Source organism: Yersinia alsatica (assembly GCF_902170305.1).
GTDB classification, from domain to species: Bacteria; Pseudomonadota; Gammaproteobacteria; order Enterobacterales; family Enterobacteriaceae; genus Yersinia; species Yersinia alsatica.
This window is the reverse complement of sequence record NZ_CABHWW010000039.1, coordinates 15365-35634: the sequence shown is the minus strand read 5'-3', so window position 1 is coordinate 35634 and position 20270 is coordinate 15365. Positions and strand designations below refer to the sequence as shown.

The following is a 20270-nucleotide window of genomic DNA, read 5'->3' as shown; positions in this document are numbered from 1 at the left end:
GGCGGCAGAGCCACGAACGGCTTTAAGCGCGAATTTTGTCACGCAGCGCCTGTTTTTCTTGCTCGCTGATAAAGGCCATGGTCAGGCCATTTTCTTGTGCCTGGCGAATTTCTTGCGCTGTCAGACCTGCGGCAGGTGCGGCAACATGATACTCATGGGCAATTTCAATCCCCTGAACCGCAGGGTCATCAGTATTAATGGAAGCCATCACGCCATGACGCAGGAAGGTGGCTAAAGGGTGGGTTGCCAAAGAGGCGACCGTGCTGGTTTGGATATTGGAGGTCAGACAGGATTCAATCCCAATCTTATGCTCAGCCAAATAATCCATCAGCTTAATATCGTCTACCGCTTTAACACCATGACCAATACGTTCAGCCCCTAACTCACGGATAGCTTGCCAAATGCTCTCTGGGCCAGCCGCTTCGCCGGCATGGACGGTGATACGCAAGCCCGCATCACGCGCGCGATTGAAGTGGCTGCGGAACAGGCCGCCGGGGAAACCCAGCTCGTCACCGGCCAGATCCAGTGCCGTGATGCTATCGCGATGGGCCAGTAAGCCATCCAGCTCCTGCAAGCAGGCCTGCTCACCAAAGGTGCGGCTGAGAATGCCGATAAGGCGAATATCAATAGCAAAATCACGGCAGCCGGACTTGATACCGTCAATCACCGCCTCAACAACCCCGGCCACCGGTAACTGGTGTTTCATGGCCATGTAGAAAGGAGAAAAGCGTAACTCGGCATAATGCAAACCCGCGTTTGCCGCATCTTCGACGTTTTCGTAAGCCACGCGACGACAAGCATCCAGTGAGCCTAACACCGCCACGCCCCAATCCAGTTTTTGCAGGAAACTGACTAAATCAGGTTCAGTTTTAGTGATTTGTACATGCGGACGCAGGGCATCTAACTCATTGGCCGGTAATGATAAATTGAACTGACGACCCAGGTCCAAAATAGTTTGCGCACGGATATTGCCATCAAGGTGGCGATGAATGTCGGTCAGAGGAAGGCGGGCGTCGATCATATTGTGCACTCACTTAGATTTTGCTGTTAGTAGGTAAAGTGCAGAACATTATAAAAACAAATCGATGAAAATATCCATCCTGTTGCATAGAAAAGTGATTAGCATCACAAATGAATGATGGGTGAACGACACAGTCCACCCATCATCTCACTCAATTTTTAATTACCGACTAAGACTCTACCGCGACGAGTTTCTTTTCCGATCGCACCACCAGCAGATAAGTGAGGGTGAAGGACAGCCCAAGCGCCAGAGTGACCCCCAGCAAAATATAGATAAAGTAAGGGCCAATATAGGCGGGCAGGCTAAATATGCTCGACAGAATATAGCCATAAAGTCGGACACCGAAGAAGGCGATAAATGCAGAGGCGATGGAGCTACTGATGGTGGTGGCAATAAAAGCTTTCTTGTATTTGGTTAATACCCCAAACAGGGCTGGCTCGGTTATTCCCAGTAAGCCAGAAACCGCCGCTGACAGTACCACGGTTCTCTCTTCTCGTGTTTTAACATGGAAATAGATAGCAAAAGTGGAACCGGCAATAGCCATATTGGCCATAAACATCATCGGCATCAACATATCAAAACCTTTGTCAGTAAAGTTTTGCAATGCAATCGGCGTCATGGCGTGATGCATCCCGGTCAGAATGGCGACCGGGCGAATGGCCCCGACAATAAAGCCAGCAAATACTGACGAAATATCAAATAATCCCTGAATACAAAATGCCAGCAGTTTGCCTAAATAAATCCCCGCAGGGCCAATCAGTGTTAATGAAACCAGGGCGGTGATAAACAGGGTTAGGGTCGGGGTAAAGACGGTTTTCAGCACATCGGGCATAATTTTATCGACCCAGCGATGAATGTAACTCAGTGCCAGAATCGAGAAAATAACCGGTATTACGCTAGCGGAATAGTTAAATACCGACACCGGAACAATGTCCATAAAATAGATGACGTTAACGGCGCCCGGAGTATGTGCCGCCAGTGCTTTGGCGGCATCAATCAGTGTGGGGTACATCAGACAAGCTGCAACTGCGGCAGCCAGATATTCGTTAGTTTTAAATATTTTGGCCGCAGAGACGGCAAGGAAGAAGGGCAGAAAATAGAATACGCCACTGGCAATTAAGTCAATAATCATGACGGTATCGCTTTTGGCCGAGATGATTTTCAGCGCGATCAATCCTGCCAATAAGCCTTTAATCATCCCCGCACCGGCAATTGCTGGCACGATAGGGCCGAATACGCCAGAAACGGTATCCATAAACAGCGAGATCAGGCTTTTGCGCGCCTTAGGGGCGGTTGAAGGTTTATTTTCTTCAGGTTCCAGGTTATCAACAATATCCTGATACCAGGCATTAACCTTGGGCCCGATAATAATTTGCACCTGGTCGCTCTGGTTTTGCGCCCCTAATACGCCGGGTAATGCTTTGATTTTTTCCCAGTCAACTTGACTATCATCAATTAAATCAAAACGCAGGCGCGTCATGCAGTGCCAGACTTTATTTATATTCTTCTGTCCACCAACCAGTTTGATTATTAATTGACATGCCTCAGTCCTGCCCATAAAGCCCTCGCACCTGAATAATTATTTTTATTAACTGTGAAAGATAATAGATTTACTAAATATTAAAAACAAACCAATAAATCATGCTCTGTATCACACTATTCGGTGTGTTGAGCTTATCTGAGGGTGTTTTCAGTAAATTGGTATGGTTTTTTATGATAAATAGCGTGAATTACAGACCAAAAAAAACATTTAAATTTAAGGTTTACAACGCCCGGCGAAATAAGGTGAAATCAGCAAATACTTCATACAAATTTATTTATTTTCGCATAGCTTGTAACCCGTCGAAAGAGTGGTTACTTGAGTGCTGTCAAGGAGCGTTGCATGCAACCCACATTAATCACTGGCATTGAATGTCAAATAACTCGACCTGATCGCCATAATTTGGTGGTGGTTAAAATTGAAACCGATAAAGGGGTGGTTGGCTTGGGTTGTGCCACATTTCAGCAGCGTCCTTTGGCGGTTAAAGTGATGGTGGATGAATATCTGCGGCCATTATTACTGGGACGTGATGCCAATAATATTGAAGATTTATGGCAGATGATGATGGTCAATGCTTATTGGCGCAACGGCCCGGTGATTAACAATGCTATCGCAGGCATTGATATGGCGCTGTGGGATATTAAAGGTAAGTTAGCTGATATGCCGCTGTATCAGCTGTTTGGTGGTAAATCGAAAGATGCTATTGCGGTATATAGCCATGCCGCCAGCGATACTCTCGAAGGGCTCTACCTTGAGGTGGATAAACTTCTGGCGCAAGGGTATCGGCATATTCGCTGTCAGTTGGGTTTCTATGGCGGCAATGCTGAAAATTTACATGTCACTCGTGAGCCAACGGAAGGGGCCTATTATGACCAAGACCAATATATGGATAACACGCTGGCAATGTTCAAGGCGCTGCGCGAAAAATATGGCAATCAATTCCATATATTACATGATGTCCATGAGCGTCTGTTCCCACAGCAAGCCGTGCAATTCGCCAAGCAGTTAGAAGCTTTCCGGCCTTACTATATTGAAGATATTTTGCCGCCTAATCAGAATGAATGGCTGGAGCAGATTCGTCATCAGACTGCGGTTCCTCTTGCCACCGGTGAGCTATTTAATAACCCCGCAGAATGGAAAGATCTGATTATTCATCGCCGCATCGATTTCCTGCGCTGCCATGTTTCGCAGATTGGCGGGATTACGCCGGCATTAAAATTGGGCAGTTTCTGCCAAAGTTTTGGCGTGCGGCTCGCCTGGCATTGTCCGCCGGATATGACCCCCATTGGTGCGGCAGTTAATACACATCTAAATATTTACCTGCACAATGCGGCAATTCAGGAATTTGTGGCCTATCCGACCAACACCACCCATGTTTTCCCCGGAGCTGTGGTCCCGGAGTCAGGGTATTTCTATCCGATTGAGCAAGCCGGAATTGGCGTTGATTTTGATGGCAAACTAGCGAATGAATTCCCAGTAGTTTATCGGCCTCATGAATGGACGCAAAGCCGCCTACCAAATGGCACCATTCATACGCCTTAGAGGGCGGTGGCATAAGGCATTGACGGGTATCCAGCTCAGCTTTGGCGAAATTTCAGGTTGTCCTGATTGAATGGAATGATATAGGTACAGGAATAGTCGATATCGACGATATCACTGAAAGTATAGACACTGCCGTCCTGCAAAATTCCTCGGTTCAGGATATGCATGGCGGCAATGCCTTTCTTGCATCCGAGTAATTCAGCCTGCTCTTTATTGATATTAATTGCCTGATAGTGGGTTAATGAGTGAGACAGGCGATAACCTTTGCTGAGGATATATTGCTGGATCGAGCTTTCGATGACTTTGGGTGTTAAATCAGGGAAGGCTGACACCGGCATGCGGGAATTCTCAATTTGAACTTTGCGGTTATCAATGTAACGCAAACGCGAAAATGCCCAGATAAAATCATCTGCAGTGAGATTAAATATTTGTTGCTCTTCATTATCGGGGCGGCGCTTATGCAGATTAATCAGACGGAAGCTGATTTGGTTGAATTTCTTTTCAGTGATTGAGTTATACACGAGCGGATTATTACCAACACCGGGGTTGATGAAGATCCCCGCGCCTTGCACCATATGCACTGCACCAATGGCTGCCAGTTTTTCCAACGCTTTACGAATAGTAAAACGCGACACGCCGTACTCCTCGGCCAACTGGCGTTCTGGCGGTAACTTTTCAGGTAAGTTTTCACCATATTGGTACATTTTGCTCAGTAAATCCTGCGCAATAAATTCTTTCTTTTTCATTGACTGGCCCGGCGCATATAAATTGACCTCGTCCCATTAGGTGGCTCAATAGTATATCTTTTATTTGATTATCAGTAGGGATGATGCCGGGGAAGGGATAAAACGCCACTCTGGGATAGAGTGGCGCACAAGAATCAAGTTTCTGGTTAAGAGTAGCTATTTTCCTTGCAAAAATTGGATGCCAGCAATCAGCTTATCCATACCGGCTACCACTTTACTGCGCGGGCAGCCGACATTGAGGCGCAGGAAACCGCGGCCCTCTTCACCATAGGTAAAGCCGGGCATAATGGCGACTTTCTGTTGCTCGATCAGCACATTCTGTAATTGGTGATCATCAAGATTCAGTGGACGCAAATCTATCCATGCCAAATAGGTTGCCTGTGGCGGTTGCCAGTCCAATGTCGGGAAGGCTTCATTCAACCGCTGGGCAACATAAGCCAGATTAGCTTGCAGATAGTGGCGCAATTCATCCAGCCAAGGCTCTGCCTGCCGATACGCGGCAATATGCGCGACGATTGCCAGCACCGCCGGGGAAGAGAGGCCATCTCGGCCCTTTAACATCTGGGTATAGATATCGCGGGTTTCAGTGTCGCTGATAAAACCGTAAGCGCCGGTTAGCGCGGGAATATTAAACGTCTTGGAGCCAGAGGTCAGTAACGCCCAAGGTGTTTGACCAACCTCACTCCACGGCGTATGAACCTGATCACCCCAGGTCATGTCCATGTGGATCTCATCACTGATAACTTTGACCTGATGACGTTCACATAACTCGGCCATCTGCGCCAGCTCTTGCGGTGTCCAGACTTTACCGGTTGGGTTATGTGGGCTACACAGTAGCAAAATTTTAGTCTGAGGGCGCGCCAGCAAAGCCTCCAGATGGGCCATGTCACATTGCCACTGGTTATCGACTTTATGCAGCGGGCAACTCAGTAATTGACGCTGATTGCCCAGGATCACTTTGTAAAAAGCATCATAAGCCGGGGTATGGGTGACGATGAAATCGCTAGGTGCTGACCAGCAGCGAATCAACTGGGCCACCATATAAATCACCGATGGGCCATAAACCGCCATTGAGGTATCAATATGGCAATGAAAACGTTGCTGATACCAATGACGAACTGCGCCCAGAAAATCTTCATGCTGCCAGCGACTGTAGCCCAACACCCCATGCTCAATGCGCTGATTTAGCGCCTGTAAAATAACCGGTGCGGTGGGGAAGTCCATATCCGAGATAGTAAAGGGCAGCAAGTCTGCGGCGCCAAAACGGTCAGCAATGTAGTCCCATTGGGTACACCAAGTGCCGTGGCGATCGACAGGGGTGGAGAAATCAAACATTCGCATCTCGCTTATCAAAGAGACCCGCGGTATTTGACGCCGCTGGCGGGTTAGCCGCCAGGTCAAATACGTTGGGTCTTGATGGGCAAATAATCGGTCTTTAGTAATAGCTTAACGGATTATCGAGTTAGGACGTGGCAAATTGTTCATTGCCTATCAGTGAGTCTAATTCATCTTTCACTGATTGCACTTGCGGGCCAATAACCACTTGAAGGTTGTGATCGTTGAGTTGAATAACCCCGATGGCTCGGTTGGCTTTCAGAGCTTCTTTGTCTACCAGACTCATATCTTTCACTGACATACGTAAGCGAGTAATACAGTTATCTAATGAGACAATATTATCTGCACCACCCAACGCGGTGAGGATAGCCGGAGAGTTATAGCCGGATTTGCCGGTAACTGCGCTACTGGCGGCTTTTTCAGCATTGCTACTGGCGGTGGTTTCACTCTCACGTCCCGGTGTTTTGATATTGAAGTGCTGAATAGCAAAACGGAAGATCATGTAGTAAGCCACAAACCAGATCCCCGCCACTACCGGCACCCAGTACCATTTGGTGGCGGTGCCATGCAGAATGCCGAACACCACGAAATCAATGATATTGCCGTCAGTATTGCCGATGGTGACACCCAGTAAGGCCATGACGGTAAAGCCCAGACCGGTCAGGATGGCATGAATAAGATAGAGGAATGGCGCAACAAACAGGAACAGGAATTCAATCGGTTCGGTAGTGCCGCCGACCACACAGGCCACGACACCAGAAATCAGCAATCCTTTAATTTTATGACGGTTTTCAGGTTTGGCGCAGTGATACATGGCCAGTGCCGCACCCGGCAAACCACCAAGAAAGGCCGGCATTTTGCCCTGAGACAAGAAGCGTGTTGCGCTTTCAGAGAAGCCAGTGGTGGTCGGGCAGGATAATTGCGCCTGGAAGATGGTTAATGCACCACTAACACTATGACCGCAAACATCCATGGTACCGCCTGCTTCAGTGAAGCGAATCAGCGCCACCAATATATGGTGTAAACCAAAGGGCAGTAATAAGCGCTCGCCACTACCGAAAATCATTGGGCCAAACATCCCGGCACCATTGATCAAGCGGCCTAATCCATTAATACCGGCAGCAAACCAAGGCCAGATCAGCGGGATCAATAAACCAACCAGCCCGAGCACCACGGTTGTGACAATTGGGACAAAGCGGGTGCCGCCAAAGAAAGCTAATGCATCAGGTAGGCGTATGGTGTTGAAGCGCTCATGGAGCAGGTAAACAATAACCCCGACAATGACTGCACCCAAAATACCGGTATCGATAGACTGAATACCCAAAATATTCTGAATGTTATGGGTTTTCAGTACCAATGGATCGGTCGTCGGCAACACACCGCTGGTGGTGAGGTAAAAGTTGGTGGCCAGATTCAGTACCGCAAAGCCGACAAAACCAGAGAAAGCCGCCACACCTTTGTTTTCGCGCGCCATACCCAGAGGGATGGCGATAGCGAACATCACCGGCAAAAAGCTAAAGGCAAATGAGCCAACTTTACTCATCCAGGTAAATAATAGCTGGAAGGCAGGATGACCAATGAATGGCAAGAGAGTGATGACATCTTTGCTGCTGAGTGAACTGCCGATACCCAGCATGATCCCACAGAAGGAGAGCAGGGCGACGGGTAGCATGAAGGTTTTCCCTAAACTTTGGAAAAACTCCCACAGCGTAATTTTTTGTTTTTTTACCGCTGACATAGTGACTCCTGTGCTTAACACACCTGATGTTAAAAATGCTGATATTAAAAACGCCACCCGCTGATATTGATTGCGGTGCCATGGCGGGTCTATCGTCTCCCTGTCTGGAGGTAAAACAAGATAAAACGTTTAACCCAGATAATATGAGCGACAAGTCACAATTACGGATCCTATTTTTGTATTAGAGTAAATCATCAGATTAAACGTTTAACTTGGCGTGTTTTGTAGGATGAATTTGAGGCTGTGGGTGTAACATTTATCCAGATGTATTGGGCTTCGTGCTGAAGTACGAAGATTGACCAGACTACGTTAACAATGCTTATCAGCGGTTATGACAATTAAAAAAACGACAATTACCGATGTGGCCAAATTTGCGGGCGTCTCAGTCGCGACGGTTTCACTCGCTATTAGTGGCAAAGGGCGTATTTCTCCGGCTACTTCCGACCGGGTTAATCAGGCAATAGAACAATTAGGTTATGTGCGTAACCGTCAGGCGGCCCAATTACGCGGCGGGGAGTCTGGCGTGATTGGTTTGATCGTGCGCGATATCGGCGATCCCTTTTATGCCGAGATGACCGCGGGATTGAGTCAGGCCATTGAAGCCGAGGGCAAGCTGTTGTTTTTGACCCAAAGTGGTCGCGAAGGGAAAGGGCTATTGCGTTGTTTTGATACGCTGATTGACCAAGGGGTTGATGGCTTGGTGCTGGGGGGCGGTGCCAAACGGGAAATGGGATTGCAAGAAAAAGCCGCCGAGCATGATATCCCGCTGATTTGTGCAGCGCGATCGAATGTGTTGGATGGCGTGGACGTGGTGCGGCCAGACAATATGCAAGCGGCTAAAATGGCCACGGAGTTTCTTATTGAGCGCGGTCATCGGCAAATAGCTTATCTGGGCGGGCATTCGCACTCATTGACGCGTGCTGAGCGGCTAGGGGGCTTTTGTGCCACCTTGGTGCAATATGGGCTGCCGTTTCGCTCAGAGTGGGTGGTAGAGTGTGATAGCCACCAACAAGCAGCCGCCGATGCAGCGGAAGAGTTATTGCGCCATCATCCCAATGTCAGCGCCATTGTGTGCCATCAGGCGTCAGTTGCCTTAGGGGCTTATTTTGGTATTTTACGTACTGGCAGGACTATTGGCAGTGCCGGGGTGGATACTTATCTCGATCAGCAAGTGGCATTGATTGGTTTTGGTGATGTTCCGGAAGCCGAACTCACCGAGCCGCCGTTAACCTTTATCACCAGTTCTGCCAGAGAGATTGGCTACAGCGCCGGCCAGCGGCTGCTACAACGGATCGCTGGGGTCGATTTGCAACTACAAAGTGTCATATTACCGCCGGTGCTGATCCGCCGTGGTTCGGCCTGATCGCAACGATCACCTTGTCGGTCACTACAGGCAGAAACAAACGCGGCCGAACTCTCTTGGCCGCGTCTTTGTCTCTGTTGTTCAGGCTAACGCGTCAACTGGATACGGTAAATCCGATTGCTGCCCCAAGCGCCTGCCAGTAGTTCGTTGCTATTGCCCCAACCCAGTGCGACCGCGCTACCGCCAGTCATTTCCGGGCCGATGGTCTGTGTCTGCCCTGAGAATGAAACCCGCCGTACCACGTTAGCCCCATTATCAATGACAAAAACGGCATCATCGCCATCAGCCAGAATACCTACACCCGGTCGGGTAAAGTCTTTCCCCAGCTCCTGTGTGGTTCCATCGGGTTTAATCCGGGTCACTCGCCCGCCGTACTGCGACGAAACCAGACTGCCGTCTTTCATTTCCACAACGCCTACCGGCAGGGATAGTGAGCGGGCAACAACACGCTGTTGGCCGTTTGATTTATTGATCGACAGAATCTGACCGGCTGCTCTATTGGCCACGAGCAGTTGACCATTAGCCGCAAGGGCCAGTCCAGTTGGAGTGGCAAGTCCCTCAACCAGTCGTTTTCTGGCCCCGTCGGGCGCTATGGCCTCGATATAGTCACCGGAATAGGATGCCACGAAAAGGGTGCCATCGTTATCAATGACAATACCTGCTGGCGAGGATATTCCAGTCAGAAAAACGCTACGGGAGCCATCAGGTGCGATTCTTTCGACGCTATTACCGCCCCAGTTAGTCACATAGACCGTTCCATCTTTTGCGGTGGCGATGCCGGTTGGGGCATTAAATCCTTGCCATTGGCTAATATTTTCAGCCGCTATTGGCTGCGCTAGGCTAATTGACGGGAAGGCGAGAGGAAGCAAAAGGGTATTGCATCCTAATATCAGGGAATACAGGCCAGTTTTCATCGGTCGCAACCTTATCTTTAGAGTGGATTTTCAACAAACTCATCTTTTACTGAGCGTTACTCTAGGCTACGAAGAAGCATTGTATCCAATACCCTTTAGGTGATACTTTTTAGGTATGAATACAGCGATTGATTTACGACAATTCCGCTACTTTGTGGCGGTCAGCGAAGAACTCAGCTTCAGGCGGGCGGCTGAGCGGTTGCATATCTCTCAGCCACCACTGAGTCGGCAAATTCAGCAGTTGGAAGAGTTGCTAGGAGTGCAGTTATTTCTCAGGAGTAAATCCGGTGTCACATTGACCGGGGCAGGAGTGGCATTCTTGCCTGAAGCCAAGTTGGCACTGTTGCAGGCCGAGAAAGCCATTACTGTGGCGCGGTCCGCTCAGGACCCTGAATACCGAAAATTTGTTATTGGCTATACCACGGTATTTGATCGCAGTGTTATTCCCGATATGCAGCAACAACTTAGTCAGTTATTCCCCAACTGGCAGATTGTGACCAAGGGTAAGACGTCACTCTATCTGCTGCGCGATATCAAGAATGGTGTGATGGATGTTGCTTTTATCGGACTAAATACCAGCATCGCCGGGGCGGGTTTAGCCATCGAGTCGATTTATCAGGAGCCTTTTATTGCGGCTTTGCCCGCACATCACCGGTTAGCCAGTAAACGAAAATTGAGTTTAAATGACCTCAGAGATGAGCCCATTTTTTGGTTTAAACGGCGCTTAAACCCAGGTTTTTATGACTATTGTCAGGCCTTTTTTGATCGGGTTGGTTTTACTTTTCCGGTAATTCCCGAACCGGTGGATCACCATATCTTGCTGGGCCTGATTGCTGAAGAGCAAGGCATTGGGCTGATCCCCTCATCACTGAAGAAGGTAAAACGAGAGGGTGTTGTTTTCCGGGCACTTAACCATGAGTTTGCTGCTTTATCCATGGGGATTGGCATTGCCTATTTATCGGATAATCAGTCACCGGTACTGCGTTCATTTTTGGAACAGGTACGACGAATCAAAACCTTGCCACCATAAAAAACGGAGCCCGCAGGCTCCGCTTGATATTCCGCCGATAAAAGACTTATTTTGCTGGAGCATCTGGTACTGGAGTGGCGGGAACTGTTTCAAGCTCATTACTGTCATCTTCTGCATCTGGTCCACCGAACATACCAAACAGCCCGACGAATTCTTGCAGTGACATTTTCTGACCATTCAAATCGACTTGGTTATCAGCATATTGGAAGCTGCTGCTGATAACATCATCTTTGGTGGTGGTCAGTTTAAACATCTGGCCCATAGCCGCCATACCCTGAACCTGCTGCTGCGCCGATTTCTGGGTTTCTTCCTGGCTGTAGTGACCTTGCAGACGGGCAACCTGGGATATCAACTCGACGGCCATTGGCATCGGGATGGTCAGCGCCGCATCTACTTTTTTCACTGACTGTGCTAACAGTGGCTGATTAGTGGCTTTGGCCTGTGCTGGATCCGCCAGTGCGACATTCAGGGTAAAGGTACTTTCCCCTTTGGCATTTTTCCAGCTCAGTGGTGCAATGCTGACTGTCGGGTTACCTTTCAGCAAGCCCGGAAGATTGGCCAGCAATATCTCGGTCATTTGTTGCTGATAAGCTTCAGGATCGAGATTTTCACCCGCTTGCACGGCTTTCATCACTTGCTGATTATAAGCACTGGCGAATTGCTTCAGGCTTTGACCATCGAGGTTAGCGAAAGTAAAGGCCAGTTTGCCAGAGCCAAAGTCATTACCTTGAACTTTCAACGCATCTAGCGTGTAGGTCAGCTTACCGTTCAGGTCTTTATCGGTTTCACCTAACTGGGTATTCAGGTTAAAACCAACCAAGGTGGCAATATCTTTGCCTTCGAGACTGAAACCGATCTGCTTGATGCCAAGTTGCTGCTCGCCAATGCTCAGATCAAACTTGCCGGTTTTGCTGTCACTTTTGACTGACAGACCTTGCAGCGTGAATTGCTCCACTTGATCCCACTGGTTTTTGCTGGCGACTACCAGACTATCGCTAGAACCGCTCATTTTCACATCACGCATATCGCGCGAAACATCAGCATCAATTTTGGCACCAGAGAATTTCACGCTGGTGGCATTTTGCTGATAATCAATAGGAATGAAGGTAATGGCAGAAGAGGTATCACCGCCGTATGAAATGCGGGAGTCGGCAGTAAATGGTGATTGCCCCTTAGTCACTTCAAACAGCTTTTTCAATGCTGGCGTGTTGGCAAGCTCGGTATGTACCGAAGCCATACTGGGGATCAGATTGAATTTTTTTAACTGGGCTAACGGGAACGGGCCATGATCGATAGTTTCGATGAAGACCACTTCGTCACCATCTTTTAGGGCTTTTTCACCGGCAACGCTGCTATCTGCTTGTAACACATAGCGAACCTGGCTACGGAACAGGCCGCGCTGGTAGTCAGTATAGGCAAATTTCACCCCGGCTTTTGGTAGCAAGGTTCTGATCTGACCGTTTGCATTGTTAACCAATTCACCCATACGTTGTTCAATCAGTTTGCCGGTATACCACGAGGCTCCAGTCCATGCTGCGCCAAGTACCACAATGACGCTGACAGCCACTAACGATTTTTTCATTGTTCTGTTCATCCTTTTTTAATACACCAAATTCACTACGTTGAACGCGGTAATGAGTCACTAGTTAAATATACCCAGCATCTTGCAACTACTGGGTATGACACTAAGGGAGTGCTAGAAATAGCACCCCCCAAAATAATATAGGCCTTGATTAAACTTACACAAATATTATTGCGGCGAATAATCATTTATAACCTATAACAGAAACGATCCTGAGCCTAAAAACCCATTTAGCGGTGCAAATGTTAATTGCGACCCCGAAATCTATCTATTCAGGCAGTAAAAGGCCAGCAATAGACAACAAAATGAGGTACTTCGTTCACCCTGCGTTGTAGACACGGGCAATTGAGCCAACACCTTGCACGCTAACCGGGGATTCATTGGCCGGAATAAAACAAGATTCGCCCGGTTGCAGGGTAATTTCTTGCTGCTGTTTTTTCAGTACCGCCTGACCGGTAACACAAAACACGATAGCGGCGCTATTTTGCGCTAATAGTTGCGGATCGGCAGTTAATGTATGCAGCGAAAAAGCGAAGTCTTCAACCGGGATAGGGAAGACCAACTCGTTGCCCTGTTGCTGCGGCTGGGTAAGCAGAGTATCGGCTGGTTTAGAAATAAATTGCAGATTCGCCATTAACTCTGGAATATCGATAAACTTAGGGGTTAGCCCGGCGCGTAACACATTATCTGAGTTAGCCATCACTTCTAGCGCCACACCATCCAGATAGGCATGAGGAGTCTCGGCATATAAAAACATCGCTTCGCCCGGTTGCAGCGTCACCACATTCAGCAGTAATGGTGAGAACAGGCCACTGTCTTCAGGGTAGAACCGCGAAATGCTGCGGATAGTATCCCAAGGCTCGCCCAACTGGTTATTCAATGCTGCTTTCAATATGCCCAGTGCGCGCGTTTTGGGTTCACCCTCCATACTCAGCAAACTGGCAAATAGTGTGGCTAAATGTTCAGTGTCCGGTTCGCGCAGGAATGCGGCGATATCGGGATGCGCTGCCGCCAAGGGGTGTAGCAATGCTGCAATATCATCAAGGGTGCGGAAACCGTTCATGGCCTGGAAAGGTGTCAGGGCATAAACCAGCTCAGGCTTATGGTTGGCATCTTTATAATTTCTTTCGGCGGCATCGAGTGGAATACCGGCCTGATTCTCTTTAGCAAAGCCAATTTCGGCGGCGCGCTTGCTGGGATGTACTTGAATCGACAGCGGCTGAGCAGCACACAGTACTTTGAACAGGAAAGGTAACTCACCAAAACGTTGGAAAACGTCGTAGCCTAAATTGGCATCGGGATCTTGTTCAATCACATCGCGCAGTGAGTGCCATTGGCCGTTGGCATCTGCCACTTCAGAGCTGCTTTTGGGATGCGCGCCCATCCACAGTTCGGCCATAGGTTTACCTTGTGGATTAGCAATACCATACAGCTCAGTGAGTGCATTGGTACTGCCCCAAGCATAGTTTTGTACCGCGTTTTTCATTTTTTGCATGGTTACTTTCTGCCATTTGTTGCGGGCTATAATGAGCTTTATGCCGAGGTCAGCTGAAAACTCATTGCCTTAAAAAGGCCAGCGCCCTAATAAAAATAGTCTCTTAGTAAACAATGGGGCCAGAGGGGTTGCAAGTGGTAATGCTACTCGCCCGACTAACGGGTATAACTAATTGATAGAAATGCGAATCAATCGCATAAAGATGGCGCTAAATATGCCATTATTACTGTTGTCGTGTAACCAATAAGAGTGGCATGACTTACCTCAACCTACTGTTTTAAGTGCTAAGGAGACCGTGATGGCGACCACCCGCAGTGAAAAAGACTCTATGGGGCCAATCGATGTACCGGCCAGTCAATTATGGGGCGCGCAAACCCAGCGTTCACTGGAGCATTTTCGTATTTCACAAGAGAAAATGCCGACCGCGCTGATTCATGCTCTGGCGCTGACTAAGCGGGCCGCGGCACAGGTGAATATGGACCTTGGCTTGCTACCTGCTGAGCGCGCAAAGGCCATTATGCGGGCCGCCGATGAAGTGTTGGATGATTGCCATCCCGGTGAATTTCCGCTGTCTATTTGGCAAACCGGGTCTGGTACTCAGACCAATATGAATATGAATGAGGTATTGGCAAACCGCGCCAGCGAGCTGTTAGGGGGAGAGCGGGGTAATAATCGTCTGGTTCACCCTAATGATGATGTCAATAAAAGCCAAAGTTCAAATGATGTATTCCCGACGGCAATGCACGTTGCCGCAGTTATTGGGCTACGTGAACATTTGCTGCCAGAACTGAAGATATTGCAGCAGACACTCGCGGACAAAGCCGAAGCCTATCGCGATATTGTGAAGATTGGTCGCACACATCTGCAAGACGCCACACCATTGACGCTGGGGCAGGAGATTTCGGGCTGGGTGGCGATGTTATCCCACAGTGTGAAGCATATAGAGGCAACCATTCCTCATTTATGTGAGCTAGCGCTGGGGGGGACTGCAGTAGGCACGGGCCTGAATACCCATCCTGAGTATGCGGTGCGCGTCGCAAATGAGATTGCCGCCTTAACTCATCAACCATTTATCACTGCGCCAAATAAATTTGAGTCATTAGCCACGTGCGATGCATTAGTTCATAGCCACGGAGCCTTAAAAGGTTTGGCGACTTCGCTGATGAAGATTGCTAATGATGTGCGTTGGCTCTCGTCCGGCCCAAGGTGTGGGATTGGCGAGATTTCGATTCCAGAGAATGAACCAGGCAGTTCTATCATGCCGGGTAAAGTTAACCCGACACAATGTGAAGCGATGACCATGCTATGCGCGCAGGTTATGGGTAACGATGTGGCGGTTAATATTGGCGGGGCATCCGGTAATTTTGAATTAAATGTGTTCCGCCCGTTGGTGATACATAATTTCCTGCAATCCATCCGTTTGCTCGCTGATGGTATGCGCGGTTTTAATGAGCATTGTGCCGTGGGTATTGAACCCAATCGCGACCGTATAACACAGTTGCTGAATGAGTCACTGATGTTGGTTACTGCGCTGAATACTCATATTGGCTACGATAAAGCGGCGGAGATTGCTAAAAAGGCGCACAAAGAGGGGCTAACACTGAAAGCGGCGGCCCTGAAGTTAGGCTATCTGACCAGCGAACAGTTTGATGAATGGGTTAAGCCGGAAGATATGGTTGGAAGTATGAAGTAATTATCTCATGCTCGTTAGATTAACGCCGGGATTGATTCTCGGCGTTTTTATATCAATGAGTAATATTAGGCTGACATCTGTTGTGTTGTCTTGTGGGCAAGGGCAGCTTGTTCATTTAGAACATCAATCGCTTGCTTGTAGGACATATCTTTGCGGAATAGACCTGCCGTGCCGAGAATAAACATGTCCACATCTGCACCCAGCGTTCTCACTATCTCCGGGGAAATAGCCCCATCAATGGCAATTTGAGCTTTACTTTGATGTTGTTGCAGCATTGCCTTTAGTCGGCGAATTTTACTGACGGAGGACGTGATAAAAGGCTGACCGGCAAAACCCGGATTGACCGACATCACCATGACAACGTCCACAACATCTAATACTTCGTCAAGGACACTCAGCGGTGTTCCTGGATTGATGGCCACCCCCGCTTTGATGCCCCGACTACGTATATTACACAGAGTACGATGTAGATGAACAGGAGCCTCGGCGTGGACATAAATAATACTGCATCCCAGATCGGCAAAGCGATCTATATAAGGGTCCGGGTTTGTCACCATCAAGTGAACATCGTAAGGAATGGTCGCCAGCTTTGATACCGCTTTGATGTCTTCCGGGCCGAGTGCAAAATTGGGAACAAAATGGCCATCCATCACATCAATATGGAACATTGCAGCTCCGGCATTCTCCAGATTGGCCAGCTCTTCACTCAGACGGGCGAAATCCACGCACATTAATGACGGACAAAATTGCAATTTCATGCTTGTTCCTCCTCAATTGCCGTGATCATTTCCACTCTTTTTTGGTGACGTTCACCTTCAAATTTCGCATCCAACCATGCATCCACAATCATTTTTGCCAGCTCTGGACCAATAACTCGAGAGCCGAAAGAGAGCACATTAGTATTATTGTGTTCGCGGGATAATTTCGCAGAATAGGGCTCGCTGCAAACAACTGCGCGGATGCCCTTTACTTTATTGGCGGCAATTGAGATACCAATACCTGAGCCACAAAATACAATTCCCAGATTTGCCTCTCCTGAAACGACAGCTTCTGCCACCGCTTTGCCATAGATCGGATAATCAGTTCGGGTGTCTTCATGCGCCCCTTTATCAATTACAGTAATACCGCGTGCAATAAGATGTTCTGTAATTGCCGGTTTGAGAATAATACCGACGTGATCGCAACCAATAGCAATTTTCATGTTTCCTCTCATATTCTCTTAATAAACAATAACGATAATTACCGGGAGCCGAGGCCCCCGTTATTTAATGTGAACCTTCCATGCAGTCTTCCAGATTGGATTTAATCAGCGTGACGTGTGGCCCATAGATGACCTGCACACCTTTACCTTTTCGGACTACACCTTTTGCTCCAGAGCTTTTTAGCATCGCGTCATCAACCTGATTTTCATCAAATACGGTGACTCGAAGGCGGGTGGCGCAGCAATCAAGGTCAGAAATATTGGCGATGCCACCTAGACCAGACAGAATCAGTGCTGAAACTTTATCGTCCCCAGCCATATTGCTGTTGGCAGTGGCTGGCCTATCCCGGGCTTCTAGATCTTTGCGGGTATAAAGCTTTGTTTCCTGGGTGTCGTCGTCTTCTCTTCCCGGCGTCTTAAAGTCAAAGCGAGTGATCAAATAGCGGAAGCTGAAGTAGTAAATGGGGAACAGTGGGATGCCAATCAGAATAGCGTTGATCCAATGGCTTTTGGTGTTGCCCTGCATGACACCAAAGAGCACAAAGTCAATCAGACTACCTGAAAACGTTTGCCCCACACCCACATTAAAGATGTGGCAGAACATGAAGGATAAACCGGCCAGAATACAGTGCAGCACATACAGCAATGGTGCTGCAAACAGGAAGGAAAACTCAATCGGTTCGGTTATCCCTGTCAGCACGGCAGTCAATGTGGCGGATAGCAATAAACCAAGAACCAGTTTACGTTTTTCTGGTCGGGCAGTGTGGTAGATAGCCAGTGCTGCACCTGGAATACCGAACAGATAGAATGGGAACTTCCCGGCCATAAAGCGGGTTGCTTCAACAGAAAATTCATGCGTATTCGGGCTGGCCAACTCGGCAAAGAATATATTTTGCGCGCCAGATACGGTCACCCCATCAATGATGGCCGTGCCGCCAAGCCCTGTTTGCCAGAATGGCATATAGAATACGTGATGCAAACCAAACGGGATAAGTGCCCGTTCAATGACGCCATAGATGAAGGTTCCGGCGTAGCCTGCACTGTTGACCAGAGCACCGAGATGCAAAATTGCATTCTGGATGCTAGGCCAGATGAAGAACATCAAGATACCGACACCGACATAGGTAATCGCTGAAATGATGGGAATAAATCGTGTGCCACCAAAGAACGAGAACGTAGCGGGCAGTTCAATCCGATAAAAGCGATTATGTAATGCAGCCACCCCCAGCCCGGCAATTACCCCGCCGAACACTCCCATCTGAAGGGAATTGATACCGAGAGTCATACCCAGCGAACCATCGGGAAGTGCCCCGGCGACGAGAAGGCCACGAATTTCGAGCATGGCGTTAATGGTGGCATGCATAACAAAAAAGCCGATAGCACCAGAAATAGCGGCGACTTCTTTTTCTTTTTTAGCCATGCCCATCGCTACCCCAATAGCAAACAGCATGGGGAGATTGGAGAAAACCACGCTCCCAGAACTTTTCATTACTGTTAGTAAAGCGTGAAGTATGGTGCCATCACCCAGTACAGACTGAAGCCCGTACGAGTCAATAGTTGTCTGGTTGGTAAATGAAGCGCCGATGCCCAGTAACAAACCAGCTACGGGCAACAGAGCTATCGGGAGCATGAATGAGCGCCCTATACGCTGAAGAATTCCGAAAAATGTTGTTTTCATAATATTCTCTTTACTATGTTCAGGTACAACGTTCGAATCAGGTGTAGGCCATAAATGGAGTTTTTATTTATCGTCACCTGCGCAATAACTTCACGAGAATCATTATTAGTGTGAAGTTAATCAAAAGGCAAGAGCTTATGGCGATCAACTTCACATAATAAGTTAATTGTGTATAATTATTTAATGACATCGATAAGGGTTTGTTGCTTTAGGCACCTAAAACAATGGTGTTTGAACTAACTCTAGATATATGGAAATTATTTTATTTCACATTTGGTTTTTTAGTTGTGAAAAAATAGAATCTATTCACAAGTTTAATATTCAATAGGTTGAGACCTTGTGATAGTCTTCGAGTCACTTACTTTCAGCACGGCTAGGGTGTGTAAAAATGACCGATAATCAGGATGTAGTCAGGGACGTGGACAGTGCGCTGGCGATAGGAGCACGGATAAAAATGTCTCTTTCCCAGCTCAATCCAACTGAACGCAGAATTGCTGAATGGTTGATAACAAAAGGGAATATTTGTCAGAAAACGGGTCTACGTGAAGTCGCAAGTGCCCTTGAAGTCTCTGAGCCTTTGCTCGTTAAGGTTGCCAAAAAGATTGGCTTTTCAGGGTTTCGTGAACTACGAAGTGCACTTCTCAGCTATTTTGAAGCCCTGCCTTATGAAAGAGAGGAAGAGATCACCGAGCATGACAACCTTGATACAGTGCTGGATAAAGTCTTTTCAAATAGCATTCAAGTTTTAAAAGAGGCCCGTTCAGTGGCTGACTCGGCCACCATAGGAGAGGCTGCCAGGTTTATATTTAAGGCCCGAAGAGTGATCATTTTTGGTGTCGGCGGCTCAGCGTCGGTCAGTATGGATTTTGAACATAAACTTCTACGTATCGGCATTATCTGTCATACATACAGTGATTTTCATCTGATGTTGATGGTAGCAAGTCAACTTGATGAAAATGATGTAGTGATTGCTATTTCTCAGACTGGTGACACCAGGGAAATACTAGAGGCCGTAAACACAGCTCGTTTGCGTAAAGCGAAAATTATCTGTATCACCAACGACGATGGCTCCCCACTTTCGCAGTGTTCAGATCTGTCTATTTTCAGTCCGGCGATGAGTGGGCCGCTACTGGGGCAAAATGCTGTGGCAAGAATTGTTCAGCTTAACTTGCTGGATAGCCTATTTATCGGCATCCTTCTTGAGGATTATCAGGGTAATAAGGAAAAACTTTCTCGAGGAATTGATATTGTCAGTCCATTACATGGAGTGAAATAAGTATGATGTTATTGGGCTGAAAACGCATTATTTCAATGCGTTATTATTGTGCCATTAACTATTTTAATCGACTTGAATCCAACTTATGAAGCAGGGCACAATTCGCCTCTGAATCT

At 47.9% G+C, this 20270-nt stretch carries 16 protein-coding genes; 5 read left to right on the top strand and 11 right to left on the bottom strand.

The genetic code is table 11. The annotated features are described in order from the left end of the window. Nucleotides 1-22 precede the first annotated feature (22 nt). Complete coding sequence (add, locus tag FTA96_RS22635; protein WP_145574945.1) at nucleotides 23-1021, bottom strand: adenosine deaminase; 999 nt, start codon at nucleotides 1019-1021, stop codon at nucleotides 23-25. 169 nt (nucleotides 1022-1190) lie between these two features. Next, nucleotides 1191-2579, bottom strand: a complete 1389-nt coding sequence (locus FTA96_RS22630; RefSeq protein WP_050106963.1) for a PTS transporter subunit EIIC — start codon at nucleotides 2577-2579, stop codon at nucleotides 1191-1193. A 324-nt stretch (nucleotides 2580-2903) separates the two neighbouring features. Here FTA96_RS22630 and FTA96_RS22625 point away from each other — a divergent pair, with 324 nt between their 5' ends. Beyond that, complete coding sequence (locus FTA96_RS22625; protein ID WP_050151227.1) at nucleotides 2904-4103, top strand: enolase C-terminal domain-like protein; 1200 nt, start codon at nucleotides 2904-2906, stop codon at nucleotides 4101-4103. Between the two features lie 35 nt (nucleotides 4104-4138). Here FTA96_RS22625 and FTA96_RS22620 read toward each other — a convergent pair whose 3' ends face one another. The 3 genes from FTA96_RS22620 to malX all read right to left on the bottom strand — a co-directional run bounded on the left by FTA96_RS22620 (nucleotide 4139) and on the right by malX (nucleotide 7922). Continuing rightward, a complete protein-coding gene (locus tag FTA96_RS22620; RefSeq protein WP_050106966.1) occupies nucleotides 4139-4849 on the bottom strand; it encodes a GntR family transcriptional regulator in 711 nt (236 codons plus the stop codon). A 156-nt stretch (nucleotides 4850-5005) separates the two neighbouring features. Then, nucleotides 5006-6184, bottom strand: a complete 1179-nt coding sequence (locus FTA96_RS22615) for a MalY/PatB family protein (protein WP_186371268.1) — start codon at nucleotides 6182-6184, stop codon at nucleotides 5006-5008. Between the two features lie 127 nt (nucleotides 6185-6311). After that, the gene (gene malX / locus FTA96_RS22610; protein ID WP_050106967.1) at nucleotides 6312-7922 is read right to left on the bottom strand and encodes a maltose/glucose-specific PTS transporter subunit IIBC; all 1611 of its coding nucleotides are present in this window, start codon (nucleotides 7920-7922) and stop codon (nucleotides 6312-6314) included. A 331-nt stretch (nucleotides 7923-8253) separates the two neighbouring features. Here malX and FTA96_RS22605 point away from each other — a divergent pair, with 331 nt between their 5' ends. Continuing rightward, nucleotides 8254-9285 carry a Mal regulon transcriptional regulator MalI gene (locus FTA96_RS22605; RefSeq protein ID WP_050106969.1) on the top strand — a complete coding sequence of 344 codons (1032 nt, stop codon included), beginning with the start codon at nucleotides 8254-8256 and terminating at the stop codon, nucleotides 9283-9285. An 86-nt stretch (nucleotides 9286-9371) separates the two neighbouring features. Here FTA96_RS22605 and FTA96_RS22600 read toward each other — a convergent pair whose 3' ends face one another. Further along, nucleotides 9372-10199 (bottom strand): Vgb family protein, encoded by an 828-nt coding sequence (locus FTA96_RS22600; RefSeq protein WP_235895553.1) that lies wholly within the window; start codon nucleotides 10197-10199, stop codon nucleotides 9372-9374. Between the two features lie 115 nt (nucleotides 10200-10314). Between FTA96_RS22600 and FTA96_RS22595 the strand changes: the two genes are divergently transcribed. After that, nucleotides 10315-11229, top strand: coding sequence for a LysR family transcriptional regulator (locus tag FTA96_RS22595; protein WP_050121352.1), 915 nt, complete (start codon nucleotides 10315-10317; stop codon nucleotides 11227-11229). 46 nt (nucleotides 11230-11275) lie between these two features. Here the strand turns inward: FTA96_RS22595 and FTA96_RS22590 are convergent, their stop codons facing one another. Continuing rightward, nucleotides 11276-12811 carry a YdgA family protein gene (locus tag FTA96_RS22590; RefSeq protein WP_050106973.1) on the bottom strand — a complete coding sequence of 512 codons (1536 nt, stop codon included), beginning with the start codon at nucleotides 12809-12811 and terminating at the stop codon, nucleotides 11276-11278. 319 nt (nucleotides 12812-13130) lie between these two features. Then, a complete protein-coding gene (manA, locus tag FTA96_RS22585; protein WP_145574943.1) occupies nucleotides 13131-14306 on the bottom strand; it encodes a mannose-6-phosphate isomerase in 1176 nt (391 codons plus the stop codon). Between the two features lie 298 nt (nucleotides 14307-14604). Between manA and fumC the strand changes: the two genes are divergently transcribed. Next, on the top strand, nucleotides 14605-15999 hold the full coding sequence (fumC, locus tag FTA96_RS22580; RefSeq protein WP_050121350.1) for a class II fumarate hydratase: 1395 nt from the start codon (nucleotides 14605-14607) through the stop codon (nucleotides 15997-15999). A gap of 65 nt (nucleotides 16000-16064) precedes the next feature. Here the strand turns inward: fumC and rpe are convergent, their stop codons facing one another. The 3 genes from rpe to FTA96_RS22565 form a co-directional block, all read right to left on the bottom strand. Then, nucleotides 16065-16757 (bottom strand): ribulose-phosphate 3-epimerase, encoded by a 693-nt coding sequence (rpe, locus tag FTA96_RS22575; RefSeq protein ID WP_050134445.1) that lies wholly within the window; start codon nucleotides 16755-16757, stop codon nucleotides 16065-16067. Next, a complete protein-coding gene (rpiB, locus tag FTA96_RS22570; protein WP_050121348.1) occupies nucleotides 16754-17200 on the bottom strand; it encodes a ribose 5-phosphate isomerase B in 447 nt (148 codons plus the stop codon). Before rpiB ends, rpe begins: the two co-directional genes overlap by 4 nt. A gap of 64 nt (nucleotides 17201-17264) precedes the next feature. Further along, complete coding sequence (locus tag FTA96_RS22565; RefSeq protein WP_050121347.1) at nucleotides 17265-18878, bottom strand: PTS transporter subunit EIIC; 1614 nt, start codon at nucleotides 18876-18878, stop codon at nucleotides 17265-17267. A gap of 388 nt (nucleotides 18879-19266) precedes the next feature. On the opposite strand from FTA96_RS22565, the gene FTA96_RS22560 reads away from it, so the two are divergent. Further along, nucleotides 19267-20154: an SIS domain-containing protein gene (locus FTA96_RS22560; RefSeq protein WP_050121346.1), complete on the top strand. Its 888-nt coding sequence runs from the start codon at nucleotides 19267-19269 to the stop codon at nucleotides 20152-20154. Nucleotides 20155-20270: the final 116 nt, after the last annotated feature.